Annotated in this window: 28 protein-coding genes; 12 read left to right on the top strand and 16 right to left on the bottom strand. The window is 67.3% G+C overall.

The features are described 5' to 3' along the window. Positions 1–5 precede the first annotated feature (5 nt). Positions 6–401, top strand: a complete 396-nt coding sequence (locus ACRYLO_RS05065) for a BLUF domain-containing protein (protein WP_482659171.1) — start codon at positions 6–8, stop codon at positions 399–401. A gap of 4 nt (positions 402–405) precedes the next feature. Here the strand turns inward: ACRYLO_RS05065 and ACRYLO_RS05070 are convergent, their stop codons facing one another. Beyond that, positions 406–1,038: a YceI family protein gene (locus ACRYLO_RS05070; RefSeq protein WP_482659172.1), complete on the bottom strand. Its 633-nt coding sequence runs from the start codon at positions 1,036–1,038 to the stop codon at positions 406–408. 101 nt (positions 1,039–1,139) lie between these two features. Further along, positions 1,140–2,267 (bottom strand): zinc-binding dehydrogenase, encoded by a 1,128-nt coding sequence (locus ACRYLO_RS05075; protein WP_482659173.1) that lies wholly within the window; start codon positions 2,265–2,267, stop codon positions 1,140–1,142. Between the two features lie 130 nt (positions 2,268–2,397). On the opposite strand from ACRYLO_RS05075, the gene ACRYLO_RS05080 reads away from it, so the two are divergent. Then, positions 2,398–2,808, top strand: a complete 411-nt coding sequence (locus ACRYLO_RS05080; protein WP_224920221.1) for an acyl-CoA thioesterase — start codon at positions 2,398–2,400, stop codon at positions 2,806–2,808. A gap of 134 nt (positions 2,809–2,942) precedes the next feature. On the opposite strand, the gene ACRYLO_RS05085 is transcribed toward ACRYLO_RS05080, so the two are convergent. From ACRYLO_RS05085 to ACRYLO_RS05115, 7 genes are read right to left on the bottom strand one after another with little or no spacing between them, the layout of a single operon-like run. Further along, on the bottom strand, positions 2,943–3,422 hold the full coding sequence (locus ACRYLO_RS05085) for a methyltransferase family protein (protein ID WP_482659174.1): 480 nt from the start codon (positions 3,420–3,422) through the stop codon (positions 2,943–2,945). A gap of 9 nt (positions 3,423–3,431) precedes the next feature. Then, a complete protein-coding gene (locus ACRYLO_RS05090) occupies positions 3,432–4,301 on the bottom strand; it encodes an RDD family protein (RefSeq protein WP_482659175.1) in 870 nt (289 codons plus the stop codon). Next, entirely contained in the window at positions 4,294–5,289 is a 996-nt protein-coding gene (locus ACRYLO_RS05095) for a stage II sporulation protein M (protein ID WP_482659176.1), read from the bottom strand. The genes ACRYLO_RS05090 and ACRYLO_RS05095 overlap by 8 nt, the downstream gene beginning before the upstream one ends. Further along, a complete protein-coding gene (locus ACRYLO_RS05100; protein WP_482659177.1) occupies positions 5,286–6,626 on the bottom strand; it encodes a DUF58 domain-containing protein in 1,341 nt (446 codons plus the stop codon). The genes ACRYLO_RS05095 and ACRYLO_RS05100 overlap by 4 nt, the downstream gene beginning before the upstream one ends. After that, complete coding sequence (locus tag ACRYLO_RS05105) at positions 6,623–7,579, bottom strand: AAA family ATPase (RefSeq protein WP_482659178.1); 957 nt, start codon at positions 7,577–7,579, stop codon at positions 6,623–6,625. Before ACRYLO_RS05105 ends, ACRYLO_RS05100 begins: the two co-directional genes overlap by 4 nt. Next, a complete protein-coding gene (locus ACRYLO_RS05110) occupies positions 7,576–8,775 on the bottom strand; it encodes a DUF4350 domain-containing protein (protein ID WP_482659179.1) in 1,200 nt (399 codons plus the stop codon). The genes ACRYLO_RS05105 and ACRYLO_RS05110 overlap by 4 nt, the downstream gene beginning before the upstream one ends. Further along, positions 8,772–9,452: a DUF4129 domain-containing protein gene (locus ACRYLO_RS05115; protein ID WP_482659180.1), complete on the bottom strand. Its 681-nt coding sequence runs from the start codon at positions 9,450–9,452 to the stop codon at positions 8,772–8,774. The genes ACRYLO_RS05110 and ACRYLO_RS05115 overlap by 4 nt, the downstream gene beginning before the upstream one ends. Positions 9,453–9,589: 137 nt before the next feature. Between ACRYLO_RS05115 and ACRYLO_RS05120 the strand changes: the two genes are divergently transcribed. The 4 genes from ACRYLO_RS05120 to ACRYLO_RS05135 are packed head-to-tail and all read left to right on the top strand — an operon-like array spanning position 9,590 to position 13,336. Then, positions 9,590–11,011: an amidohydrolase gene (locus tag ACRYLO_RS05120; RefSeq protein WP_482661676.1), complete on the top strand. Its 1,422-nt coding sequence runs from the start codon at positions 9,590–9,592 to the stop codon at positions 11,009–11,011. Continuing rightward, complete coding sequence (locus ACRYLO_RS05125; RefSeq protein ID WP_482659181.1) at positions 11,008–12,309, top strand: amidohydrolase family protein; 1,302 nt, start codon at positions 11,008–11,010, stop codon at positions 12,307–12,309. The genes ACRYLO_RS05120 and ACRYLO_RS05125 overlap by 4 nt, the downstream gene beginning before the upstream one ends. A gap of 14 nt (positions 12,310–12,323) precedes the next feature. Then, positions 12,324–12,965 carry a TetR/AcrR family transcriptional regulator gene (locus ACRYLO_RS05130; RefSeq protein WP_482659182.1) on the top strand — a complete coding sequence of 214 codons (642 nt, stop codon included), beginning with the start codon at positions 12,324–12,326 and terminating at the stop codon, positions 12,963–12,965. A gap of 35 nt (positions 12,966–13,000) precedes the next feature. Beyond that, positions 13,001–13,336 (top strand): hypothetical protein, encoded by a 336-nt coding sequence (locus tag ACRYLO_RS05135; RefSeq protein WP_482659183.1) that lies wholly within the window; start codon positions 13,001–13,003, stop codon positions 13,334–13,336. 72 nt (positions 13,337–13,408) lie between these two features. On the opposite strand, the gene ACRYLO_RS05140 is transcribed toward ACRYLO_RS05135, so the two are convergent. Beyond that, on the bottom strand, positions 13,409–15,895 hold the full coding sequence (locus ACRYLO_RS05140) for a PhoX family protein (protein WP_482659184.1): 2,487 nt from the start codon (positions 15,893–15,895) through the stop codon (positions 13,409–13,411). 162 nt (positions 15,896–16,057) lie between these two features. Here ACRYLO_RS05140 and ACRYLO_RS05145 point away from each other — a divergent pair, with 162 nt between their 5' ends. From ACRYLO_RS05145 to ACRYLO_RS05155, 3 genes are read left to right on the top strand one after another with little or no spacing between them, the layout of a single operon-like run. Continuing rightward, a complete protein-coding gene (locus tag ACRYLO_RS05145) occupies positions 16,058–16,570 on the top strand; it encodes a hypothetical protein (RefSeq protein WP_482659185.1) in 513 nt (170 codons plus the stop codon). Next, positions 16,567–17,034, top strand: a complete 468-nt coding sequence (locus ACRYLO_RS05150) for a hypothetical protein (protein WP_482659186.1) — start codon at positions 16,567–16,569, stop codon at positions 17,032–17,034. The genes ACRYLO_RS05145 and ACRYLO_RS05150 overlap by 4 nt, the downstream gene beginning before the upstream one ends. After that, the gene (locus ACRYLO_RS05155) at positions 17,025–17,450 is read left to right on the top strand and encodes a hypothetical protein (protein WP_482659187.1); all 426 of its coding nucleotides are present in this window, start codon (positions 17,025–17,027) and stop codon (positions 17,448–17,450) included. Before ACRYLO_RS05150 ends, ACRYLO_RS05155 begins: the two co-directional genes overlap by 10 nt. Here the strand turns inward: ACRYLO_RS05155 and ACRYLO_RS05160 are convergent, their stop codons facing one another. The 6 genes from ACRYLO_RS05160 to gspG form a co-directional block, all read right to left on the bottom strand. Further along, positions 17,451–18,635, bottom strand: a complete 1,185-nt coding sequence (locus ACRYLO_RS05160; protein WP_482659188.1) for a hypothetical protein — start codon at positions 18,633–18,635, stop codon at positions 17,451–17,453. A gap of 100 nt (positions 18,636–18,735) precedes the next feature. After that, on the bottom strand, positions 18,736–20,781 hold the full coding sequence (gene gspD, locus ACRYLO_RS05165; RefSeq protein WP_482659189.1) for a type II secretion system secretin GspD: 2,046 nt from the start codon (positions 20,779–20,781) through the stop codon (positions 18,736–18,738). A gap of 19 nt (positions 20,782–20,800) precedes the next feature. Beyond that, complete coding sequence (locus tag ACRYLO_RS05170; protein ID WP_482659190.1) at positions 20,801–21,586, bottom strand: type II secretion system protein N; 786 nt, start codon at positions 21,584–21,586, stop codon at positions 20,801–20,803. Next, entirely contained in the window at positions 21,583–21,939 is a 357-nt protein-coding gene (gene gspI / locus ACRYLO_RS05175) for a type II secretion system minor pseudopilin GspI (protein ID WP_482659191.1), read from the bottom strand. The genes ACRYLO_RS05170 and gspI overlap by 4 nt, the downstream gene beginning before the upstream one ends. Further along, positions 21,936–22,403: a prepilin-type N-terminal cleavage/methylation domain-containing protein gene (locus ACRYLO_RS05180; protein WP_294016907.1), complete on the bottom strand. Its 468-nt coding sequence runs from the start codon at positions 22,401–22,403 to the stop codon at positions 21,936–21,938. Before ACRYLO_RS05180 ends, gspI begins: the two co-directional genes overlap by 4 nt. Before the next feature lie 5 nt (positions 22,404–22,408). Then, complete coding sequence (gene gspG, locus ACRYLO_RS05185; RefSeq protein ID WP_482659192.1) at positions 22,409–22,954, bottom strand: type II secretion system major pseudopilin GspG; 546 nt, start codon at positions 22,952–22,954, stop codon at positions 22,409–22,411. A 24-nt stretch (positions 22,955–22,978) separates the two neighbouring features. Here gspG and gspL point away from each other — a divergent pair, with 24 nt between their 5' ends. From gspL to ACRYLO_RS05200, 3 genes are read left to right on the top strand one after another with little or no spacing between them, the layout of a single operon-like run. Continuing rightward, positions 22,979–24,070: a type II secretion system protein GspL gene (gene gspL / locus ACRYLO_RS05190; RefSeq protein ID WP_482659193.1), complete on the top strand. Its 1,092-nt coding sequence runs from the start codon at positions 22,979–22,981 to the stop codon at positions 24,068–24,070. Continuing rightward, a complete protein-coding gene (gspM, locus tag ACRYLO_RS05195; protein WP_482659194.1) occupies positions 24,067–24,564 on the top strand; it encodes a type II secretion system protein GspM in 498 nt (165 codons plus the stop codon). The genes gspL and gspM overlap by 4 nt, the downstream gene beginning before the upstream one ends. A gap of 11 nt (positions 24,565–24,575) precedes the next feature. Then, the gene (locus ACRYLO_RS05200) at positions 24,576–26,036 is read left to right on the top strand and encodes a GspE/PulE family protein (protein ID WP_482661677.1); all 1,461 of its coding nucleotides are present in this window, start codon (positions 24,576–24,578) and stop codon (positions 26,034–26,036) included. Positions 26,037–26,110 lie beyond the last annotated feature (74 nt).

Here is a 26,110-nt window from a genome sequence, read left to right on the forward strand (position 1 = left end):
GAAAAATGCTTCAAATCATGTACATCAGCAGCGCCTCCAACTGCGCCCCGATCGACGTTGCACAGATTTTGACGGTGTCGCGGCGCAACAATGCGCGGGATGGTATCACCGGCTTTCTCTACGCCGACGGGCGGCGGTTCCTGCAGGTGCTGGAGGGACCGGAAGAGGCGGTCGAGCGCGCCTTTGTCCGGATCGGTGGCGACCCGCGCCATCGCGCGGTCGTGACGCTTTCCCGCCGCGCGATCGAGGCGCGTGAGTTCGGCGAATGGGCGATGGCGCACCGCATGCCCGGCGGCGATTCCGACACGCTGATGGAACAGATTGCCGAGCGGCTCGAGGCCGCGTCGCCGAATGTTCGCGCCACCTTTGAGGGCTTTGCGAAGATCCGGCGCGCGGCCTGAGCGGTTACTTCTGAAAGGCGGCGGCGATGGTCAGTTCGACCTCGTCGCTGACCAGCGGCACGGCATAGCCGAGGCCGAAGTCGCTGCGCTTGATCGTGGCCTCAGCCTCGAACCCGACATTCTCCTTGCCGCCCATCTGCGCCGGCGCCTTGCCCGCGCCGTAAAAATCGACGTCGAGCGTCACCGGCTTGGTGATGCCGTTGAGGGTGAGGTTGCCATGAACCTTGGCCTCGTCGCCGTCTTCATCGACCATGACATGGGTCGAGACGAACTTCGCGTCGGCCGGGGCCGAGCCGAAGAAGTCAGGCTTGCCGCCGTCCTTGCCGTCGCGCAGCAGGTGCGCGGTGAAGCCGGGGACGCCGGTCACCATCTTCGACACCGGGATGGTCACGTCGACCTTGGACGCGGCGGGGTTTTTGGGGTCGAGCTGCATCGTGCCGGTGACCTGGCCGAACAGGCCCCAGAGCGGCGAGAAGCCGAAATGGTTGACCTCCCACTTCACCAACGTGTGGTTGGCGTCGACGGTGTAGCTGCCGCCGGTGATCGCGGCCTTGTCCTTCGACCCCGGCATCTGCTGGGCGACGAGGGGGGTGGCGATGGCGGTTGCGGCGAGCAGGGTGGCGAGGACGATGCGCATGGGGGTTCTCCGGATTGCGTTACGGGGGCGCCACGATAATGCGCGACGCCCCCGACTTGTTCAAATCACGAAATGGGAACGCATGGTTTCCCGGAGCGCGATCAAAGTTGCGGGAGGATCAGATACTTTTCCCCCGTCGCGCGCCGGTTGTAGGCGGCGATGCAGCCGGGCTGGACCGCGTCCTCAAGGCTGATGCGGTTGCTGTAGCTGCTGGCGAAGGTGGTGCGGATTTCGGCGGCGACCTTGGCGCGCATCCGCATCACTTCCTCCATCCCAGCCTTGGCGAGGTAGGGCGTGAGGAGCCAGCCGCCGACGCCCCAGATCATACCGAAACCGCGATTCAGTTCCGTCGGTGCGGTGCTGAGGCCGCCATAGATATAGACCTGCTTCATCGTCGACGAGCCATAGGGACCATTTGCCGGGTTGGTGCGGACGGCCGCGGCCTCCATCGCGGTCAGGATCTGGCCGGCGAGCTTGCCGCCGCCGATCGCGTCGAAGGCGAGGAAGGCTTGCGTCTCGGCGATGGCGTCGGTCAGCTGGGCCATGAAGTCGGGCGCGCTGCTGTCGACGACATGGGTCGCGCCGAGATCGCGGAGCAGCAGTGCCTGGGTCTGGCTGCGCACGATGTTCACCAGCGGCACGCCTTCGGACAGGGTCAGCTTGACCAGCATCTGGCCAAGGTTCGACGCGGCGGCGGTGTGCACGAGGCCCTTATAGCCTTCACGCCGCATCGTCCCGACCATGCCAAGCGCGGTCATCGGGTTGACGAAGGACGAGGCGGCTTCTTCGGCGGCGATCCCATCGGGGAAGACGAGGCAATCGCGGGCGCGGAGCAGGCGATACTGGCTGTAAAAACCGCCGCCCGCTGCAGCGACGGTCTTGCCGATCAGCGCCTGTGCGGCGGGATCGTCTCCGGCGGCGACGACCGTACCGGCGCCTTCATTGCCGATCGGCAGCGGCTTGCCCGCGCGCACCGCGACATGGCGGCGGAGCGCTTCGGGGATTTCCGCCCGCGCGCCATAGCCGAGTGACTCGAACGCGTTGGAGTCGGCGACGCTGAGCATCACCGCGAGGTCGGACGGGTTGATCGGCGCCGCCTCGACCCGGATCAGGACTTCGTCACCGCTGGGCTGGGGCACCGGCACGTCGCGCAAGGTGAGTTCGAGGCCGCCATCCTCGGTAACGGTCGACAGCATCTGCTTGGCCTGGGCCGGGATCGGGTGAGTCATTGCATCCTCCTTTATCGTTTGAACCGGGCATACCGTGAATTCGAAAGCGGGATCAATGGGGCTTTACGGATTTGCGCGGGCGCGCGATTGCCCCCTCGCATCTGCGGCTGGTTTACGTTAAGGTGAACCCATGACGCGCGCAGCCATCCCGTTCGAAGTGCCCATCCCCGTCGATCCCGCCGACATCGACTTCATGGGGCACGTCAATAACGCCAGCTACCTGAAATGGGTGCAGGAGGCGGTGTTGGCGCATTGGCAGAAGCTGGCACCGGCGGAAGAGGTGGCGAAGCACCTGTGGGTCGCGCTCAAGCATGAGATCACCTATCGCAAGCCCGCCTTCCTCGATGACGAGGTTGTCGCGACGGTGCTGCTGGAGAAGGTCCAGGGCGTCAGCGCGTTCTACGAAACGATCATCCGCCGCGGCGACGACGTGCTGGCCGAGGTCAAGTCACGCTGGTGCTGCGTGGACGCAACGACGCTGCGCCCGGCGCGGATCGCCGAGCATATCGTCGAGCATTTCTTTGGGAAGCGCGAAGGCTGACGGTTCTCAGTCTGGCTGCAGATCACCACAGCCGTTTGTGCTGAGCCTGTCGAAGCACAATTCCTGTGTTCAGCTAGGACAGTATCCCGCCCTTCGACAAGCTCAGGGCAAACGGAGGTTGGGCGGCAATCCGGTCAAAGCCAGCGCGGGACGTTGTGGGCGTAGTTGACGTAGGCGACGCCGAATTTGTCCGCCATGTAGCGTTCCTCGCGCGCGATCACGCCATAGTGGATCGTCATGATCAGCGGGATGAACAGCCATAAGGCGACCGGTGCGTTCGCAGCGACGGTGAGGCCGAGATAGGCGAGCGTCATGCCGAGATACATCGGGTTGCGGGTCCAGCGGTAGACGCCCTGCACGACGAATGCGGTGGTTGGCTGCCAGGGCGGGGCGGGGGTGCCAGCGGCCTTGAACCGGCCCAGTGCGGCGGCGATCAGGCCACCGCCAGCCAGCAGGAACAACGCGACGACCGTCCAGCGCAGCGAGCCGGGCATATCGAGGCCTTGGGTGCGGACCACCAGATATTCCAGCGCGATCCCGGCGATCAGATAGCCAAGGAAGATCAGCGGCGGCGGGGCGATGACGCCGGGAATGTCGGGTTTCGTGTCGGTCATGGGGCGTTCCTAACCTTCCGAATCGAACTTGTCGCGCTTTCGCTTGCCGAACAACAGGCGGCGTTCGAGATGGCGGCGCGCGGCTGCGTAATAGGCGTCGAGGAAGGCGCGATCCTCGCCGACATGGGTGCCATGGTCGGGGCGCCCGAGCTTGCGCCGGATCACGCCGGCGACGGTGACGATCGTATCCGCCTCATCGCGATGGAGGATGTCGGCGAGACGCTGCACCTCCATCTGGCCATAGGTTTCCAGCTCTTCGGGCGTGAAGGCGTAAAGCTCGATCCGCGCGGGTTCGGCATCGGCGAGCAGGTCGGGGGCGATCTTGGGCCGTTCATTCTCGACCACCCACGTGCCTGCAATCAGATCGCCCGCGCGCAGCCGATCGCGGTTGAACAGCGGGAACAGCATGAAGATCGCCGTCCAGCCAAAACCGAACAGGGTTAGCCAGCGGTTGCTGAACCCTTCTGCCTGTGCCGAGAGCAGGAAGATGAGTGGCAGGAACACCTCGATCTCGCGCGTCAGGTTGCGGGCGAGCACTGCGCCACCGGTCAGCCGCCCGCCGTCGCGTGCGACGACCCGCAGCTTGAGCGCGCGTTTGCCCAGCGTCGCAGCACGCCCGCCGCTTTCGAACAAGGTGAAGTAGAAATTGCGGAGCAGGAAGAAGCCGAGCAGCCACAGGATCACCGCGACAGACTGCGACGCCTTGTTGCTCAGCAGGCCGAATGCCGCGATCGTCACCGCGATCAGGCTTCCCAGCATGATCGCCGCATCGATGGTGAATGCCGCCGCGCGCGACCCGGCACTGGCGAGGCGCAGATGCAGCACCGCGCCCTCGGGCGTCACCAGCTCACGCACCAGGCGATCCTTGCGCTCAGCCATGGCGACGGCGTCCGGCCAACGCGAAATAGACCACCCAGATCGCGAACATCGTCGCGGCGATGGCAAAGCGGGCTGCATCGGCGGTGATCAGCTGGCGCGCAAAGCCTTCGAGCAGGCCGGCGACGAGCAGCATGATGACGACCCCGATCATCACCAGCGCGCCCCGGCGTCCAGCCTCACCCGCCGCGGCAAGGCGGCTGCGGTCGCCGGGAAATGCGACCGCGCGGCCGATGTGCAGCCCCGCCGCCCCGGCGAGGATGATTGCGCTCAATTCGGTCGATCCGTGGATCATCAGCCAGCCGGTGAAGCCCACCCCCAGCCCCTTGGAGACGAAGGCGGCATAAAAGGCACCGAGCAGCACCCCGTTGCTCGCGATCAGGAACAGTGTCGGGATGCCGAAGGCAAAGCCCAGCGCGAACGCCATGATCGATACCTGGCTGTTATGCGTGAACAGGAAGGTCGCGAAGATTTCGAGGCCGTCATGATCGGGCGGACCATAGATCGACTGGCGCAGGGTTTCGACACTCGCCTGCATGTTGCGGCCGCCGGCGAGCTCGCCGGGCACGATCGCGCCGAACCAGCCTGGATCGGCCAGCACGAGGAAGTATCCGGCAAGGCCGCTGCCGATGAACAATGCCGCGATGATCAGGATTTCGGGGACCATCCCGCGCACTGCGGCGGGCCAGCCCTGTGCGAAAAACCCGCCGAGCTGCTTCCAGAAGGAGTCGCGGCAGCCATAGAGGATGAAATAGGCGCGGGTCGACAGGCTCTCCAGATAGGCGATCATTGACCCGTCGAGCGAAGTTTCGCGCGCGATCGACAGCGCCGACAGGGTCGAGCGATAGAGGCGGGGAAGCTCGAACAGATCCTCGCTCGACAGGCGGCGCGGCGATTTCTTCTCGATCAGGTCGAGCATCGCTTCGAGCCGCTGCCAATCGGCTTCGCGTTCGGCGCGGAACTGGCTGACGCCAAAGACGGTATTGCTCATGGCCGTTCGCGGTCCCGGACATAGCGCTCGGCGAGCGCGAGGGCGAGGTCGTCGGGGCCGGATTCGAGCACGTCGATGCCGAGCCGCTTCAACCGTTCGATCACGATCCGCCGCTCGCGCAGCAGGGCGTGGGCGACATTGGCGCGGATCACGTCGTCCGCCGTTTTCGGGCGCGCCTCAAGAAACGCCTCAAGCTCGATATCGCGGAACAGGACGAAGAGCAGGCGGTGGCGCTTGCGCATCCGCGCGGCGGCGGTGAGCATCAGTTCGGCGCTGGTCGGATCGGTGAATTCGCTGAACAGGATGATCAGGCTGCGGCGTTGGAGCCGCTGGTCAAGCGCGACGAGCGAGAGGGTGAAGTTGCTTTCCTGCACGCCATAATCGAGTTCGGCGGCGGTGCGGTGGAGCGTTGCAAAGCCGCGCGCGCCGGTGATGCTGCCCGAATCCGCAGTCGGGCGTCCGGCGAACCCGAACAGGCGGACGGTATCGCCCGATTTGAGCGCGACGAAGGCGGCGAGCAGGGCGGCGGAAACCGCGCGGTCGATGCGCGGCATACCGGCGACCGGCTCGCTCATCGTTCGTCCGCAATCCACGGCGAACACGACGCTGTTGTCGCGCTCGGTGCGATATTCGCGGGCAAGCAGCGAAAGGTGGCGGGCGGTGGCCTTCCAGTCGATCGCGCGGCGTTCCATGCCGGGCTGGAAATCGGTGAGCGACTGGAATTCGGTGCCGTCGCCGCTTTCGGGGCGAATGCGCGTGCCGAACTGGCGGCTGCGCAGGAACTGGCGCACCCCCTGTTCGCGCACGGGGCGCAGGTCGGGGAGGATCCGGATGCTGTCGTCGGTGGCGGCGCTGCGCTGGCGATAGGCGAGGCCGAGCGGACCCGATGCGCGCGCCCAGATGCGTGAGAGCTTCGCTGTGCCACGGCGGGTTGCGGTGAAGTCGAGCGTGTTCCCCTTCCGCTTGGGGGAGGGGCTAGGGGAGGGTCTCTCCTCTTGGAGTGCGGCCTGATTGGACAGGCCCTCCCCCGACCCCTCCCGCAAGCGGGAGGGGAGAAGTTCTAACGGTGGAGAGACGTCTGCCGCGTAGCTGAGGCCCGGGGTTGTGCCGGCAAGTGCAACCGTTCCGCCGACATCCACTGCGCCCGGCCCCTCGATCCTGAGATCGGTGGCCCGGATGCGTGGAGCCATCAACCCGTCGAGCAGCACCAGCAGCGCCACGCCCGCTGCCCAGGCGACCGCGAGCAGCCAGCCGTCCGGACGCACGACGCCGAGCAGCAGCGCCATCGGCGCCGCCACCAGCGTCAGCGCGACCGCACGCTGGGTCGGAACGATCAACGCGGTGCCTCGACCCGGTCGATCAGCTGGGCGACGATGTCGTCGGTGCGGCGGCCGTCGATCTCCGCGGCGGGCGACAGGACGACGCGGTGGCGCAGCAGCGGCTGGGCGAGCAATTTGACGTCATCGGGGATGACATAGTCGCGCCCTTCCAGCGCGGCGGCGGCGCGCGCTGCTGCGGCGAGTGCGGAGGCGGCGCGCGGCGATGCGCCGTGCGACAGGTCGGCATGATCGCGGGTCGCGCGGATCAGGTCGACGACATAGGCGATGATCTCATCCGCCAGCCGCACTTCGAGCACGGTGTCGCTGGCGGCCTTGAGCGCATCGGGGGTCGCGACCTGCTCGACGCCGCTATCCTCCGGCCGGGGCGATCCGGTGCGGGTGCCGTATTGCGCGACGATTGCGCGTTCGGCCTCGGCATCGGGATAGTCGATTGCGAGCTTGAACAGGAAGCGGTCTAGCTGAGCCTCGGGCAGGGGATAGACCCCCTGCTGCTCGATCGGGTTCTGCGTCGCGACGACGGTGAAGCGGTCGGAGAGTTTTTCGGTCGAGCCGTCGATCGTCACCGCGCGCTCCTGCATCGCTTCGAGCAAAGCGGCCTGGGTCTTGGGCGGGGTGCGGTTGATTTCGTCGGCGAGCAGCAATTCGGTGAACACAGGGCCGCGGCGCAGTTCGAACGACGAACTCTGGAAGTTGAACAGGCTGGCGCCGACGATGTCGCCGGGCATCAGGTCGGGGGTGAACTGGATGCGGCCGAAGTCGAGGCCGAGCGTGCGCGCAAAGCTTTGTGCCAGCAGGGTCTTGGCCGTGCCCGGTGCGCCTTCGAGCAGGACATGGCCGCCCGAGAGCAATGCGATGGTGAGGAGGCGCGTCGCGCGCCCCTGACCCACCACGGCCTTGGCGACCTGGGCTTCGATCGCCGCACCGAGGTTGCGGACGTCGTCGAGTGTCATGCCTTTACTTCCTTTCGCCAATCATCGAGCGCCTGTGCGGCGTGGAGCAGTTCGGTTTCGGTGGTCGCGGCGCGGACGCGTTCGGTCGCGGCGGCGTAGGAGGTCGTTGTCGGGACCGCGTCGAGCTGTGCGTCGAGGGCCTCGCCCTGGAGCGTGCGGGGCAGGGCGAGGCGGCGTGCGGCCCAGTCGCGGATCGCGTCGGCATAGGCGCTGCCCCCCTCGCGCGTGCGGCGGGCGCGGCGGGCGAGGCTGACGATATTGTCGATCAGCGCCGCTTTTCCGAACGGCACCGCGCGCTGTTCGCGCCGGACCGGGCCGAACCGGGCCAAAGTCGCGATCCCGGCGAGCAGCGCGGCGATCAGCAGCGCGATGCTGACCCCGGCAAAGGGTGGCTCGAACGCCAGCTGGAGCAGGTTGCGCCCGCCGCTGCCATACGGAAGCATCGTATCGAAGACGACGGCGCCGGGCGCCTGCGGGTCCAGCCCGGCGAGCATCGCCAGCGCGGCGCGGGCGTTGGCGCGATGCGACAGGCCGTGATTGTTGATCAGGTCCGGGTCGGCGAGGATGAAGATGTTCTTGCCCGGAATCTCCGCCAGCACCGCCCCGCCATCGGGTGCGGCGATCAGCGGATAGAGCTTGTCGCCGCGCAGCGACTGGAGCGCGTCTTCGGGCGGGCGGAAGGCAGGGATCGGCAGGCTGGTGCGGATGATCAGGGCGCCGGGCTTTTCGCGCTCGACGGTCGCTTCCGCCAGCGGGGCGAGCAGGGCCGCGATCCGCTGGGCCGGCAGTAATCCCATGCGCTGTTCACGCCGGGGCTGATCACGTTGGGCCGCGGCGATCCATTTGGGGAGGACGACGAGGACCGGCGCGTCGGGCCCGGCCGCATCTTCCAGTGCGGCCTCCATTTCGGCTGGCGTGGTGCCGGCATTGGGCGTGAGGATCAGGATACCCTGTTCGGGCCGCTCTGCCGGATCGCCCGACATGCTCACTTTCCCGCCGGCCAGTTCGACCAGTTTCGTCAGCCCGTAAAAGCCGGTGGCGAAACGCGATGCGGGGCTGGGGATATTGCCGCGCTGGCGATCGATCCGGTCGCCATAGGCGCTGACCAGCAGAAAGCCGAGCGCGAGGATGAACCCTGCCGCGACAAGGATCAGCACCGTGCGGGTGCGAAACGGGTTGGCGCTGCTCTGGGTCATCGGCCGAGCGCAAAGCCGGCATAATCGGCGCGGGCGCGGGTCCAGTCGGCCTCTCCCAGCGGATGGCCGGCGAACAGGCTGCGCTCCACATCGGCGACGATGCGACCGAATACGGTGCGCGCAGCATCAGGTAGCGTTTCGATCCGCGCGATATCGCGGCTGGTCCAGGATGGACGCAGGGGATCGCCGCGCCACCGCTCGATATCCTCGACGCTATGGTGGAGCAGCAGGCGTACCGCCGCATCATATTGGCCAGCGGCGGCAAGCGCATCGGCTTCGACCAGCAGCGCGCGGGCCACCGATGCTTCGGGGGTCCAGCCTGGCGTCGCAACGGTTGCGCCAACCGAAGCCATACGGTTGGCGAGCCAGGCGCGGAGCGGCGGGAAGATCGCGAAGGCAAGCGCGATCACCACCAGCGCGATCGCGATCCACATCAGGACGGTCCAGCCGCCGCCGACCCATTCGATGAAATTGCCGAGCGCCCGGAGCGTGTCCCGGAGCCATTCGGGCATTTCGCGCTGTTCCGGGATGAACCACGGGAAGTCGAACTGGATGCTGGCATCGCCCTTGAGCGTGCGATGCGCGACGTCCGCGCCTGCGGGATCGCCGAACGGAGGCGCGGCATCGACCGCGACCGCGCCGTTGCGCGCGGCGGCGCTTGCGCCCTGTGCCGTCATTGCCCCTTGCCCCCCGCAACTGCTTCATACCCTTGGAGCAAATCGGCAAATTGCGCGCAACGCTTTTCGTCCCTAACGTCGCCAGAACGGCGCGGCGGACCGACCGCGCGGCATCGGACAGGGAGATTTAGGCGTTGATCCGGATCATCATCGGCACGGCTGCGGCGGCGACGCTGGCGGCATGTAGCGCGACCGCTGGGACCAAGCCCCAGAGTGCGTCCTCGGAAGCACCGGCACGCAAGGGTCCCGGCAAGAACAAGGGATATGACCACAATCCCTATCCTTCGACCTACAAACCCTATCCGGGCGTGCCGACGCTGTTGACCAATGTCACGATTCTGGACGGCGAGGGCGGCAAGATCGAGCGCGGCGCGGTGCTGTTCCGCGACGGCAAGATCGTCGAGGTCGGCCAGAACATCGCCGCGCCCGAGGGGGCAACGGTGATCGACGGCGCGGGGAAATATGTGACCCCAGGCATCATCGACGTGCATAGCCATCTTGGCGACTATCCGAGCCCCAGCGTGTCGGCACATTCCGACGGCAACGAGGCGACCGGGCCGGTCACCGCAGAAGTGTGGGCCGAGCATAGTGTGTGGCCGCAGGATCCCGGCTTTTCGCGCGCGCTGGCCAATGGCGGCGTGACCACGCTGCAGATCCTGCCAGGGTCAGCGAACCTGTTCGGCGGGCGCGGCGTGACGCTCAAGAATGTCTATGCCCGCACGATGCAGGGGATGAAATTCCCCGGCGCGCCCTATGGCCTCAAAATGGCGTGCGGCGAGAATCCCAAGCGCGTCTATGGCGGCAAGGGGCGGATGCCATCGACCCGCATGGGCAATATCGCGGTCGACCGCCAGACCTGGGCACGCGCGCAGGACTATAAGAAGCGCTGGGACCGATACGAGGAAAATGGCGGCGAGCCTCCCGCGCGCGACATGGCGATGGACACGCTGCGCGGCGTGCTGGCGGGCGAGATCATCGTCCACAACCACTGCTATCGCGCCGACGAAATGGCCATCGTGCTCGATATGGCCAAGGAGTTCGGCTACAAGGTCGGCACGTTCCACCACGCGGTCGAAGCCTACAAGATCGCCGATCTGCTCAAGGCCAATGGCACTTGCGCGGCGGTCTGGGCGGACTGGTGGGGGTTCAAGATGGAATCCTATGACGCCATCTCCGAAAACCTTGCCGTGCTGGAGCGCGAGGGCGCGTGCGGCATGATTCATTCGGACGACGCCAACGGCATTCAGCGCCTCAACCAGGAAATCGGCAAGGTCCGCGCAGCAGCCAAGCGCGCGGGCTTTGTGATCCCTGAAGAACTCGCGTGGAAATGGGTCGCGATCACCCCGGCCAAGGCGCTGGGCGTCGATCAGGTCACCGGCAGCCTGAAGCCGGGCAAGATGGCGGACGTGGTGCTGTGGAACGGCAATCCGTTCAGCGTCTACACCCGCCCCGAGAAGGTGTGGGTCGACGGCGCATTGCTGTTCGACATGCATAACCCCAAATTGCGGCCGGTATCCGATTTCGAACTCGGCCAGCCCGGATCGGGAGACGTGAAGTGAAGAAGCTCCTGATTGCAGCAGCGGCGATCGGCGCCGCATTCCCCGCTGCCGCTCAGACGGTGGCGGTGACCAATGCGCGGCTGGTCATTGGCGATGGCTCCGCCCCGGTCGAGGGCGGCACGGTGGTGGTGCGCGACGGTCGCGTGGTCGCTGCCGGCGCAGGTGTCGCGGTGCCGGCGGGCGTGCCGGTGGTGGATGCCGGCGGGCGCTGGGTCACGCCGGGCCTGTTCGCGGGCTTTAGCCGGGTGGGCATCGTCGAGGTCGACGGGGTCAGCGAGACCGACGACAGCGCGGCGGGGAACTCCCCGTTCAACGCGGCGATCGACGTGTCGACTGCCGTGAATCCCAAGACCAGCGCAATCACGGTCAATCGCGCCGAAGGGATCACCCGCGCCGTGGTGGCGCCCGAAGCGCGTGGTTCGATCTTTGCCGGGCAGGGGGCGATCATCGATCTTGGCGCGGACATGGATGCGGTGAGCAAGCCGCGCGCGTTTCAGTTCATGGTCTATGGCGAAGAGGGCGCGCGCCGCGCCGGGGGCAGTCGCCCTGCGGCGATCGCGATGCTCAAGAATATCCTGTTCGAGGTGCGCGATTATGCGCGGGCACCAGCGAGCTTTGCCGATCGCGGCAAGGACGCGCTGCTGACCCGCGCCGATGCGCAGGCGCTGGTGCCGGTCGTGACGGGGCAGGTGCCGTTGCTGGTTCATGTCGAGCGCGCGTCGGACATTCTGGTCGTGCTCGACCTCAAGCGCGAGGTGCCGGGGCTCAAGCTGGTGCTGGTGGGTGCGAACGAGGGGTGGACCGTAGCGCGGCAGATTGCAGCGGCGAAGGTGCCGGTGCTGGCCTCGGCGCTGTCCGACCTTCCCGCATCGTTCGAACAGCTGGCGGCGACCCAGTCGAATATCGGGCGGATGCAGGCCGCCGGGGCGACGGTCGGCATCGGCATGATCAACGATGACGAGGCACGTCAGGCGCGGCTGATCAAGCAATATGCCGGCAATCTGGTCGCGCTGACCAAGGTTCCGGGCGCTTCGGGGCTTGAGTGGGGTCAGGCGTTCGCGGCGATCAGCTCGAAGCCGGCCGAGGCCATGGGGCTGGGCGGCGAGTTCGGATCGCTGCGTCCCGGTCGTCGCGGCGACGTCGTCATGTGGGACGGCGATCCGCTGGAGATCGGGACGGCAGCGGTGCGGGTGTTCATCGACGGCGTCGAGCAGCCGATCGAGACGCGTCAGGACCAGCTGCGCAAGCGCTATTTCGATCCGAAGGAAGGCGCCTTGCCCAAGGCGTATCAGCGCTGACCGTCCCCTTTCACATGGGGTGTGCGGGGAAGGAGCCTCGCCGTGCCGGACGCCCGCGCGATCCTGCCAAATATGCAGCGATCGTCGAGGCGGCACGGCAGGCGTTCTTTTCGCGCGGTTTCCATGCCGCAACGATCGAGGAAATCGCGCAAGCCGCCGGCGTGTCGAAGGTCACCGTCTATAGCCGCTTTGGCGACAAGGAGACGCTGTTCGAAGAGGTGATCCGCGCCGTAAGCACGCGGATGGCCGAGGTGTTCGACGACAGCGTATCCGACCAACGATCGCTGGAGGACCAGCTGAACGCCTATGGTGTGTCGCTGCTGACCTTCATGTTCAGCGAGGATCACGTCGCGATCGACCGGGTGCTGCTGAATGAAATTTCGCAGGTCCCGACGCTGGCACGCCGCTTCTATGAAGCCGGGCCGGGCGTGTGTTTCGGGCGGCTGGCCGAGGTGCTGGCCGAGGCGGCGCGCCGCGGCGAGGTGGAGGTCGACGATCCCAACCTGGCGGCGCAGGATTTGTGCGGGCTGTGGAAGGGCGCAGCGGACATGGGCCTGAAGCTGGGGTTGGAGCCACTGCCCTCACCCGAGGCGATTCGGGCGCGGGTGGAGCGGGCGACGCGGTTGTTTCTGAAAATGATCGGATCGAAGCCGTGACGATCGGCGTTGTTAGCGGCATGGAGGTGCGAATGATGCGAACCATGATGGCAATTTTTGCAGGTTCGGTGCTGCTGGCCGGGTGCGGCGGCGGTTCTGACGAAAACGTGCCGGATCCCGCGGCGTCGAAGGCTCCGGCGGCACTGAGCGACCTGCAAAAGCGGATCGTCGCGATGCCCAAGCGGCTGCAGGATGGCGTGATGCTGCGCGCGATTCGCGATGCCGAGTTGACCTGTCAGGAGGTCACCGAACTGACCCGCGTCGAGACCCGCGCCGACCGCATTCGCTGGCGGGTCGTGTGCGACAATACGGAGCCCTATGTGGTCGAGATCACTCCGGACGGCACGGCGCGGATTCGTAGCCGCCCCTGATCGGGGATCGACGCAGGTACAAATAAGGGGGCGGTCGCGAGACCGCCCCCTTTTTCAGTTGGGGTCACAGGATCAGAGGCCGACAACGCCACCGTCATTCTTGGTGATCACCACCACCGCCGAGCGCGGGCGCGTGCCTGCCGGAGCGGTGCCGGTCGCCTGAGTCGCGGGCCAGCTGCTGTCGGGGGCGGCGGGAGTGCCGTCCTCGCCCGGATGCTGGATGCCGACGAACAGGGTGCGGCCGTCCGGCGTGGTATCGACACCGGTGATTTCGCAGCCGATCGGACCGACCAGGAAGCGCTTGAGCGTCGCATCGGTCGCCAGCGCACCGCGACGGGTGGTCTGGGTGCCGGTGGTGCCGCCATTGCCGCGGTTGGTGATCGTGACGTTCGCACCATCGCCGGTAATGCCGGGCATCGCGATCAGCATCTGGTTGTTGGTGCGATCGGTGAAGGCGCCGTCGTCGGTCTGGATCCACAGCAGCGGTTTGGCCACGCCACCCGGGTTGGTCGGGCGCGAGAACCACAGGCCGTCGGGGCTCGAAAAATCGTTCGCCGCCGTAAGGCCCGAGATGTTGACGTCGCTGTTCGCCTCAGCCGAGTCCGCGCCGAACAGGTAGATGTCCCAACCGAAGGTGATTGCGGCAGGATCTTCGGACAGTTCGCGCATGCGCAGGATGTGCCCGTTGGGGTTGCCGAACTGGTTCGACGCACCCTTGGGGTCGTTATAGTGGCGCGGATTTGCAGCGTCGGTGCCGGTGATCGGACGGAGGCTTGCATTGTTGTTGGTGAGGGTGAGGTAGATTTCACCGGTTACCGGGTTGGTCGCGGTCCATTCCGGACGGTCCATCCGCGTCGCGCCCACCGCATCGGCGGCGAGACGGGCGTGGGTGAGAATGTCCGCCTGGTCAGCGAAGACATATTCCGGATCCGCACCGACGGCGGGACGGTTGGGGACCTGGCCGAACACCAGCGGGATCCACGTGCCCGTGCCATTGGCGTTGAAGCGGGCGACATAGAGCGTGCCGGCGTCGAGATACTTGTCGCCGATTGCGAGGCGATCGGTCGCCTGTGCGTCGCTGGCGGTCCAGGTCGCGTTCGACACGAACTTGTAGAAATATTCGCCGCGCGCGTCGTCGCCGAGATAGACGGCGAGCTTCTTGCCCGGGATCGCGTTGCCGAACCATGCGCCTTCATGGCCCATGCGGCCCAGCGCAGTGCGCTTGCGCGGGGCTTTGGTCTTGTCATAGGGATCGAGCTCGACGCACCAGCCGAACTGGTTGGGTTCGTTGCGCCAGTCGGTCGTGGCGCTGCCACCGACGGTCGCGCGCGCGTCCCAGCGACGGAACAGCGTGTTGCTGGGATCGGACGCGCTCACCGACGCCCAGCCATAGCCGCCGCTGCTGCTGCTGACGCCATAGCGGCGCAGAGCGACCAGCTCACGCGCGGTGCGCTGCGCATCGTCGCCGCTGCGGCGGAAATAGCCGGCCCAGTTTTCTTCGCAGGTGAGGTTGGTGCCCCACAGGGTGTGGCCATTGGCGCAGTTGTTGATCGTGCCGCGACCGGCGGTGCCGTCATTCGAATAGGGCGTGTGCAGCAGCGCCGCGCCGCGCACCGGCCCGTTGAACACGACGGGCGTGTTCGGCGTGATGCGGCGGTTGAACGCCGAGTTCTGGACATAGGTCCAGGCGCGGTTGGCACCTTCGACAACTTCGGTGACCGACACGCCATGCGCTTCGATCTCCTTGATCGCCTCGGCCTCCGGACGCACGCCGCCGGGCGTGGTCGGACCGGCCGGGTGGAGATACTGAACGTTCAAATTCTCGTGGTTCTGGACGAGCAGGCCGCGCACCGAGCTGTTGTCGTCGCGCGCGCCGTTCGCCGACAGGCCATACCAATAGAGCGCGTCGCCATGGTCGCCGATGCGGTTGGCGAAATCGGTGTCGGTGCCGTCATTCTTGTAGGCCGGGACGCCCGCAGCAATCGGATCGCCAAGGCGGGTCAGCACCGAAACCGAATAGCCGGCCGGAACGGTGACGACGTCGTTGCGATTCTTGGCGATCGACGTGAAGCCCAGTTCGGCGACGTCGACGCCCACCGTGACGCTCTGGACCGTCATCTGGCCTGCGGTGTCGGTCGCGCGATATTCGAAGCGCAGCTGAGTGCTGTTCGAAACACCCGGGGCGATGAACGACGGCGTGGTCGATGTCGGGTTGGTCAGCGTGACCGTCGGCCCCTGAGTCTGCACCCAGGTCGAGGTGACCGCACCATTGTCCGTCACATTGGCGTTCAGCGTGACGACGCGACCCGCCTTGGTCGTGCCCGACGAGCCGACCGAAATGATGTTGGGGAAGGGGTCGGAGCCGGAGGCGGCGCTGTCGCAGCCGGCCAGCACTGCGCCGCCGAACACTGCGGTCGAGGCCGCGATGGCGCCCGAACGCAGCGCGGCGCGGCGCGAATAGCGCTGTTCGATCATCGCGTTGAGGCTGGGATTGTCGCTGGTATTGGTGTCGACGTCGCCATCGCTGTACGCGAAGCCGTGCGCAGTGAGTTCGGTCATGTCTGTGTCCCCTGAACCCAGGTCCCGTTTGGACCAGGTGCAGGAACGCTGTGGCCGCAGCGCTTTACGGCGTGATGCAGGTTTGCGGACGAACGTGTTGCGATTTCGCGGCAATTTCATGACCGCTGGGCAGAGGCCAACCGCTTCGCTAGAGCCGATCGGATGAGCGTGCCGCCTAGCAGCCTGACCGACCGGCTGGTCCGACGCACCGTGCGTGTGGCGCGGGCGCGGCCGAAACTGGTGGCTGCGGATGTCCGACTGGCGCTGGCGCTTGCGGGGCTTGTGGCACTCGGGCCCTTGCTGACGATCGTCGGCGCACACATGCTGCGCGCTGGGGGCGAGGCGGACAATCGGGCGCTGGCGAACCAATTGCGGACCCGCAACGCCCCACAGGCGGCACGGGGGGCAGCGGCGGCGGTGCTGCGGGATGCGACGCGCCAGCCGCCAGTGGCCGCGACGCTCGATCGACTGGCGCGCGCGCTGCCCGACGATGCCCGGCTGGTTTCCGCCGCGCGCGACTCCGAAGGGCGAATGCAAGTCGAGATATCGGTGAGCGACCCCGATCTGTTGCGGGGCGCACTGCGCCGCGACGCGCTGCTCGCTTCCTTGCGGGAGAGCGGGCAGCGGCGGACGCAGGACGCGCGCGTCGTCGTGACGCTGCGGACGCGGGCATGAGACGCGCGAGCGTGGCGGCAGGGCTGAGCGGGGGCCTGATCGCGGCGGCCCTGCTGGCGGCGCCCCTGGCCGAGGCGCTGTCGGGACTGTGGTCCGCGCGCCAGACCCGCGCCGATCTCACGGCAAGCCTCACCGCCGCGCCCGAGCCGGCGCGACCGCTGGTCGACCCCGGCCTTGCCATCGCCGCAGGGAACCGCGCGTCGGCCGCGCGCAGCCTTGCCGGGCATGTTTGGACAAGCGCCGCCGCTGCCGGGGTGCTGGTCGAGGCACTCGCACACGGGCCTTCGCAGACCGGCGTCGTCACGCTTCGCGTCCGCCTGTCCGGTCGGGAAAAGGCGGTGATCGCCATGCTCGACGGTGTCGAGCGCGGCACGCCGTTGATCCGCTTTCGCAGCTGGCGCGTCAACGCGCTGGCCGATGGCGGCGTGCGGGTCGAGGGTGAAATGGTGGCGGCATGGCGATAAGCCGGATCGAGCGACGCGTGCTGATCGCGGCGGGGATCGTCGCTGCGCTTGTGCCGGTGATCGCCCTCTATTCGTATCCGGTCGCGCCGCGACCCGCCGCGCGGCCCGTCATCGCGACGATCGTGCCGCCGCCCTTGCCCGCACCGGCGCGGGTGTTCGAACGGCCGCTGTTCGCCGCAGCGGAGGGTGACGCTGCACCGGCCGATGCACCCGCGCTGACGGGCATTGCCGGAAGGCTCAACCGCGATGCGGTGGCGCTGGTGCGGAGCGCCGATGGCAGCGCGCGAACGCTGGCGGTGGGCGAAAGCGTCGATGGCTGGCGGCTGGAGAGCCTGGCGATCGATGCGGCCTTCTTCACCCGCGGGCGCGAGCGGGTGCGCGTGGCGATGCAGGACGAACCGCCGCCCGCCGAGTGACTATTGGCTGCAGGACTTGAGCGCCTCGGCACGTGTCGTGCGTCCGCTGGTAATCCAGCTTTCCGGGATCACGCTCAGATTCTGCTGTGTGATCAGATAGGATCCGGGGCGCTGGCGATAGATCACCAGCGTCCCGCAATAGGCGGCGATCTTGGGATAGCTTCCGGTTACCTTGACGAAGGCATAGCGCCCCGGATGCGAGGCGCCCTCGGGATTGTTGACCCAGCCAAGCGTTTGCAGCGTCCAGCGGCCTTTCCCGCCCGCATGTTGCCTGAGCATGTTGGGGACGCTGAGCCACTCGTCCTTCTCAATCTCGAGGATCGGCTCCATCATCGGCATGCCGGCGACATAATCGCTGCGGTCGAGCAGGCCCATATAGCGCTGGGCGAAGGCGGTCAGGTCGGCCTGATCCTGCGCGCTCGGCTTCCAGTCGGCGGGTGCGCGTTCATAGGGATCGGTCGCGGGGTCATAGCAGCTGAAGCTTGCGCGATACTGGGTCAGCGCGGCGCGGCCTTGCGCGTCGGTGCTGGTGAAATATTTGTAGCGGCCCATCCGCGCCGACAGGCGACCGCAGCGCTGCTTGGCCAGCACGCTGATCCGATCGCTGACGGATGCGAGCTGCGTCACCGGGAAGGTGCCCACAACGGCGGCGTAGCCTTTGCCGGGTACGGTTTCGATCCTGATCGCGGGCTGCGACGGCGGGGCGGGCGGGGCGGGTGGGGCGGGAGGCGAGACCAGCACCGGCTCGCTCGTCCGTCCGCCGCATGCACGCACAACGCGGTCGATGGCGGCCTTCAGCGCGGTTGCCATGGCGCCAGCGTAGAGAAACCGTCCGCGCTCAGGCAGGCCGGGGCCGCTTACGACGACATATTGATCGCTGTTGGAAAGGCGCGTCGAACGGACGGTTCCCCATCGGAAATCGATCGCTTCGGTTCGGGCGGCGTGCGAGGTGGTCCCGATCTGGTGCGAGGGGTAGCTGACCTCAAGTCGGGCAGTGCAGCCGGTTCCGGAAAATGAATAGGTGGCCGTCTTTCCCGGCACCGTCGCTCCGGATGCCGCGTACATGGGTGCACGCACCCGTTCCAGCAGCGCCTTGATTTCGTTATGGCTAGTCGTTTGGTTGTTCTGCGCTCCGGCGGTTGCCGGAAGCAACGTTGCGATCAAAGCGGAGAACAGAAGACGCATACTCAATCCTTCGCCAGCCGGCCCGGCGGGCCTCGATCTCTGCCAGGCTATTTGAAGGCAGCACATTTTGAAACAAAAACTGAAGGTTGCACCATGCGCTTCAGTAAATGCCGTCGATCTCCAGCGTCAGCCGTGGCTGGAGCGGCTTGAGCAGCAGGTTGCTGGGCGAATTGAGGTCCAGTTCCTCTGCCCGCAGCCGGGCATATTTGGCCTTGGCGATCGCCGCCGCATCCTCGCCATTGCGCAGGATTGTGGGCTTGAGGAAGATGAACAGGGTGCGCTTTTGCCGGGTTTCGCGGCGGGCCTTGAAGAGCTCGCCCAGAATTGGGATGTCGCCCAGGATCGGCACCTGGCTCTTCACCTGGCCATAATCGTCCGAGGTGAGGCCGCCGAGCACGATCGTCTGACCATTGTCGGCGAGCACGGTCGTGGTGATCGCGCGGCGATTGGTGATCAGGTCGGTCGCCTGGCTAAGCTGGGTCGCGGCGATCGACGAGGCTTCCTGCACCACCTCAAGCCGGATCGTGTCGCCGGCATTGATGCGCGGGAGGACCTTCAGCGTGATGCCGACATCCTTGCGCTCGATCGAGGTATAGGGACGGACATTGCTGGAATCGGTGAGGATCGATCCGGTGACGAACGGCACCTGCTGGGCGGCGACAAACTCGCCGACCTTGTTGTCGAGCGTCGTGATCTGGGGCGTGGAGAGCAGGTTCGACTTGGTCGATGTCCCGAGCGCCTGCACCAGGATCGAGAAATTGTCGCCGATCGAGACGTTGCCGACCAGGCCCTGGCTCGCGCCGAGCAGCGTACCGGCCGGGACACCCAGGGCGCTGAGGATCGCGCCGAGCGAGGGGCCGGCGGTGTTGAACGAGGTTCCGGCCCCTTCCACGCTGTTGAGCGCGGCACCGCTGGTGCCGAGCTGGACCGCGAGTGCCTCCGCCTCCTCGCCGGAGATTTCGGCGATGGCGGCTTCGATCAGCACCTGCGGACGGCGGACGTCGAGATCGGTGATGATCGCTTCGATCGCGGCAATGGTGCTGGGGGTGCCGCGCACGACGACCGCGTTGATGTCCGGTGAGGGCTGGACGGTGACCTCGGGCGTCGAGAAGCCCTGTGGCGTCGCTTCCGACTGCTGCCCGAGCTGTGCCGATTGCGCAGTCGCGGCCGCTGCTGCTGCGGCGGCGGTTTCGGCGGTGCTGGTCCCGCCCGAGGCGATCAGCCCGCCGAGCACGCCGGTCGGGCTGCGCGGGTTGTTGCGCGATCCCGACAGGCTGCGCGCGACCGGGTTGGTGGTGGTTGCTTCCTGACCCAGGATGCCGCGCAGCACTTCGGTCACCGACTCGGCATCGGCATAGTTGAGGCGGAAGACGCGGGTCATGGGGGTCGCGCCGCCGGGGGTGTCGAGCGAGGCCGCCATGCGACGCGCGTCAGCGACGGCGGAGGGCGACCCGCGCACGATGATCGTGTTGCTACGCCCATCCGCCGCGACGCGCGCGCCGCCCGATGCAGCGTCGCCGAGGACGGTCTGAAGCGCCTGTGCGACTTCCGGCGCGCTCCCGTTGCGCAGGGTGATGGTGGCAAAGGTCATGCCGCTGCCATTGCCGTCGAGCGAGCGTAGGATCGATTCGACGCGGCGGACATTGTCGGCATAGTCGGTGACGACGACGGCGTTGGGCTGCGCCAGCGGTTCGACGCTGCCGAAGCTGGCGACGAGCGGGCGCACCACGCGGGCAGCCTCGGCGCTGGGCACGTTGGACAGACGGATCATCCGCGTCACCAGTTCCTGCCCCGATGCCGAGCGCGACGACACGCCGCCGTCGCGCACGGCGTTGCCAGCCGGCACGATCCGCCACGCGCGGCCCGAGCGGACCGCCGCGAAACCATTGGCGCGCAGGACCGACAGGAACAGCTCCCACACCCCCGCCGAGGTCAGCGGGGTGGCGGAGGTGACGGTGACGCTGCCCTTGACCGCCGGGTCGAGGATCAAAGTGCGACCGGTGAGGCGCGAAATCTGGTCGGCGACGTCCGCGATCTCGACCCCGCGCATGTTGACGACGATGTCCGCGCCGTCGGTCTGCGCGGCCAATACCGGCTGGGCGGTCATCGCGGCGAGCGCGAAGATGAGAGCGGTCTTGCGGATCATGTGCGGCACAATGGGATCCCTAGCGGGTCGGGATGGTCAGCGTCACGGGCTTTCCATCGCGGGTGATCTGGACTTGGACGGAGCCTTGCGACTGGGCAGTGGCAAGAGCGGTGGCAGCCTGAGCCTGCGTGTTGATCGCGCGCCCGTTGACCGACGTGATGACATCGCCCTGCTGGAGCCCCGGCGGAGCGCCCGGGCCGATCTGAACGCCGCCGGGGACCGGCGACAGTCCCGATACCAGTGCAGATGGCAGCGCAACGGCATGCGGCGAGCGCGGGGATTGCGGAGCGGCGGTTGTCGCTTGGGCAGGTGTTGCGGGCGCAGCGGCTGCCTGCTGTTGGTCCGCGGTCAGCGCGGGATCGGGAAAGGCGAGATATTCGATGCGGCCAGCCACTCGCAGGATGACGCGGTCGCGCAAGATGCCCTCGATCGTTCCGCCGCCGGGGGCTTCGCCGATGCGGAATGGCTTGGCCGCTTCGCCGCCGACTTCGATATAGGCGACCGAGAGCGCGGCCGGGCTGGCGGCGAACACGCCCTTGAGCTTGAGCGGCAGTGCGGTTGCTTGAGTCGCGTCCGTCGCCGCGCCCTTGCCGAACGGCGCGAAGGCGAGGGCGGGGGTGACATCGGCGGTCACCGCGACCGGCCGCGCGCCGGACGGGATGGTGACCGCACCGGTGCTGGCATGCCCCGCGATACGCCAGGTGAGACCGGCCAGCGCGATGGCGACCGACACGATCACGGCACCCGCGACGAGATCGAGCGTCGTGCGCGCCTGACGCGGCGAGAGGTCGGGGAAGCGGATCATGTCCGTGTGCCCTCCACGAACCCGTCGAGCGATGCAAGCGGCGAACGTTCGCCTTCCGCAATCACCTGAATGCGCACCTTGTCGATCGCCGGGTCTTCGGTGCGGGTGCGGGCGACGTCGACCAGCCATTGCTGGCCGAGCAGTTCGACCTGCCTCTGTGTAGCGGCGGGGTCGGCGAGCTGGAGTTCGGCGAGGCGGTTTTCCGCCACCCACATCGCGGCGGCGCGGCGTTCGAGGCCGCGGGTGGAGTCGACATGGCTCTCCACCGCGCGGACGAGCCCGACTGTGGCGATGGCGAGCACCGCGAGCGCGACCAGCGCCTCGATCAGCGAGAAGCCGTCCTCTTGCTTCACGAGGCTTCGGCCCGGCTGGCGGTGGCGGTCATGCCGTCATAGCGGACGACCCAGACCTGCTCGCCATTGCTGATCGTTGCATTCAGCGGTTTGCCCGCGCCATCTACGCCCATCATGACCGGCGGCGCTACATCGAGTTCGACGGCGATCCCGCCGGGGAGGCGGTGGAAGGCGAGACCATCCGAGAGCGGGGCCATCGACCCGTCGCGGCCGACTGCGGCAAAACCATAGCCGTCCTTTTCGACGGTGAACGCGATGATGCGGTCGCCGATCATCGCATCGTCCGCAGCAGCCTGAAGCCGCAGGGCAAGGCGGCGCGCTTCGGTTTCGACCGAGGGGGCGCGGGTGGCCGAACCGATGCCGAGCGCGACTCCGCCTGCCGCGACGCCGATGATGACGAGCACGATCAGCATTTCGATGAGCGTCATGCCGCGCTCGCCGCTGCGGATGGTCGCCCCCCGCATGCTGCTTATCCGCCCTTGGCGGGCGTTTGGGCCGCGTCGCGCGAGTCGAGATCGGCGTCGAGTTCGGTGCCGCCCGGCTTGCCGTCGCGACCCAATGACTTCAGCTCGAAGCTGCTGCCGGTCGAAACATAGGTGTAGGGATTGCCCCAGGCATCGACCGGAGCCGACTTCACATAGCCGCCATCGGGCCAGGCGGTGGGCAGCGGCGGGGTGGTCGGTTTTTCGACCAGCGCCTTCAGCCCCTGTTCGGTGGTCGGATATTGGCCATTGTCGAGGCGATAGGTGGTGAGCGCGCTCGACAGGGTGACGAGGTTGGTCTTCGTCGTGGTCACGCGTGCCTGATCTGGGCGGCCGACGACGTTCATCGTCACCAGTCCGGCGACGATCGCGATGATGACGAGAACCACGATCATCTCGAGCAGGGTGAGCCCCGCTTCGCCATTTGGCACCGTGCGGCGCTTGCCCTTCGCGGCATCGACTGCCACGGTGTCATCGAATTGTTTCAAAACTATGCGCATCGCAGCCCCATGCGTGTTCATCGTGAAAGCCATGTTACAGCCGGGACCTCTCAAAGAATGACTGGCAAACCCTTTTCGGAGTCCGCGAACGCCGCGTCCGGCGGCGTGTGGACGCTGGCGGGCGGGCAGGCGATCATAGCCGAGCCTGATGGCCCTGCAACCATCCTCGTCCCGAGCGAATCGGTGTCGCTGCTGCGCGTCGAGCTGCCGCTGGCGAGCCGGGCGAAGCGGATCGAGGCGCTGCCCTTTGCGATCGAGGACCGGATCGCCGACCCGATCGAATCGGTGCATATCGCGCTGGGCGCGGAAATTGCGCCGCAGACCTATCTGGTCGCGGTGGTGCGGCACGCGCAGATGGCGAGCTGGGTCGAGGCGGCGGAGCTGGGCGGGCTGGGTCATGCCGCCATGGTGCCCGATGCGCTTGCCTTGCCTGCGCCGGGGCCGGGTGAATGGTGTGCCGAAGCGCGCGATAGCCGGGTGTTGGTGCGCGCCGGAGATGGCACCGGCTTTGCGCTGCCTGCCGCTCTGGTCGGGTCGGCGTGGGAGCGGGCGGGGAGCCCGCGCATCTGGAACTGTGGGCCCTTGGCGATCGGTGAGTTGCCGCAAGCGCCGTGGACTGGCGGCGGCGGTGGCTTGGCCGAACGGCTGGCGAACCCGGCAATTGACCTGCGGCAGGGAGTTTATGCGCGGCGTGGTGCGCGCGGGAGTAGCTGGAAGAAGCGCCTCGCCTGGATCGCGGCTGCCGGCATTGCGGCGCATGTCGTGATTGCGGCGGCGGACGTGGTGATGCTGCGCGTGATTGCCGAGCGGCGCGCCGAGGATGTGCGGTCGGCCGTGGCGCAGGCGGCGCCGGGGGTCAATCTGTCGGGCGACCTTGAGGCATCGGTGGTCGGGATGCTGCCGGTTTCGGGGCCGCCGCCGGGGCGCTTTGTGCCCGCCGTGACCGCAGCTTCGCGCGCGCTGGCGCCGCTGTCGAGCGCAGTGACCGCGCGGGCGATGCGGTTTGAGGGCAATATGCTGGTGCTCGATATCGAGCCGGGCGCTCCGGATTTGGCCGAGCGGATTCGCGCGGCGTTCCGTGCGGCGGCGGTTCCGGCGCAAATCGGGGCAGGGGCGGACGGTGCAATTCGCGTGACGGTGACGGCATGAAGATCGAACGCTCCCCGACCATCGACGCGGCGGTCCTGCGGTTCCAGCTCTGGTGGAGTGGCCTGAGCCCGCGCGAGCGGGTGCTGGTCGGCACGCTGGGGGCGATCCTTGCGGCGCTGATCCTGGTGTTCGGGATCGTCAAGCCGCTGCAGGGCGCGCGGGCCGACGCAATTGCCGATATCCGCAACCATGAAACGCTGGCGGCGCGGGTGCGGGCGGCGGGGACTTTGGTCGCGCCGGGCACTCAGCCCAAGCTGAGTGACGGTCCGCCGATCGAGGCTGCTCAGGCGGCGGCGAGCGCGGCGGGACTGAGCGTGACGCTGACCCCCGGCGGTGCCGGTGCGACGGGGCAAGTGGCCGAGGCGAGCTACGAAGCCGTGGTCGGCTGGATCGCGGCGGTGGAGCGGACGACGGTGCTGCGCGCGCGCCGGGTCGAGCTGACCAAAGGTGGCGCGCCGGGTCGGGTGAGCGCGAGCGTGGAGTTCGGCCAGTGAATGCCGTGACGATGGATTTGCCGAGCCTGCCCTATAGCTATGCGCGCAACCATGGCGTCGTGTTGCGGGTCGGCGCGGGCGGGGTCGAGTGCCTGCATCGTTCCGACGCGGCGCTCGATGCCTTGCTCGAGGTGCAGCGGATCGCGCCCGGGGCCGCGTTCGTCGCGGTGCCGGATGCCGCGTTCGATCAGGCGCTGGCCGCAAGCTATTCGGGCAGTGCCGGGGCAGCGGCGGAGCTGGACCTGGGCAGCATGGACCTGGCGGCGCTGGCCGATAGCGCGGCGGCGGTGGATGATCTGCTCGATTCACGCGACGATTCACCCGTCATCCGCCTGATCAACGCGCTGTTGCTGGAAGCAGTGAAGGAAGGCGCGTCGGACGTGCATGTCGAGACGCAGGAAAAGCGCGTCGTCGTGCGTTTCCGCATCGACGGGGTGTTGCGCGACAAATTGGAGCCGCGCCGCGAACTCGCGCCGCTGCTGGTCAGCCGCATCAAGGTGATGGCGAAGCTCGACATTGCGGAAAAGCGCGTGCCGCAGGACGGACGGGTGACGTTGCGGATCGGTGGGCATGATGTCGACGCGCGCGTATCGACCATCCCGACCCAGCATGGCGAGCGGGTGGTGATGCGCCTGCTCGAAAAGGGTTCGCTCAGCCTCGACATGGAGGCGTTGGGAATGAGCGAGCGGGACCGGGCAGTGTTCGGGCGGCTGCTCGAACGGCCACACGGCATGCTGCTGGTCACCGGGCCCACGGGATCGGGCAAGACGACCAGCCTCTATGCCGCGCTCCATCGGCTGAATGACCGCAAACGCAACATCATGACGGTGGAAGATCCCATCGAATATGAACTGGCCGGGGTTGCGCAGACCCAGGTGAACACGCGCACCGGCATGACCTTTGCCCGCGGCCTGCGCGCGATTTTGCGCCAGGATCCCGATGTCATCATGGTCGGCGAAATCCGCGATCAGGAGACGGCGGAGGTCGCGGTGCGATCGGCGATGACCGGGCATTTCGTGCTGTCCACGCTGCACACCAACAGCGCGGTTGGGTCGGTCACGCGGCTGATCGACATGGGCGTCGAGCGCTATCTGCTCGCGCCGATGCTGGTGGGCGTGGCGGCGCAGCGGCTGGTGCGGCGATTGTGCCCGAGCTGTCGCAGGCAGGATGTGGCGAGCGAGGGGGATTCGCTGTTGCTGGGCGGCGCACTCAAGCCGGGCAAGAAGCTGTGGCGTGCGGTTGGCTGTGATGACTGTCATGGCGACGGCTATCGTGGCCGCGCCGGGTTGTATGAGGTGATCGCCGTGGACGAGAAGCTCCAGGCGATGATCCACGAGGGCGCGTCCGAAGCCGAGATCGAGGCGCATGCGCGGCGGAGCAACCCCTCGCTGCTCGACGATGGCGTCGACAAGGTGCGCGCCGGGGTGACGACGGTCGAGGAAGTTGCGCGCGTGGTGAGGGAAGAGGCGTGAGCAGTAGCCGTCACCCCCGCGAAAGCGGGGGCCCATCTCCTGAACACTCCGCGAAATACGACCGCCTGGTTTGC

The organism is Sphingomonas sp. SDUR79, from assembly GCF_056821745.1.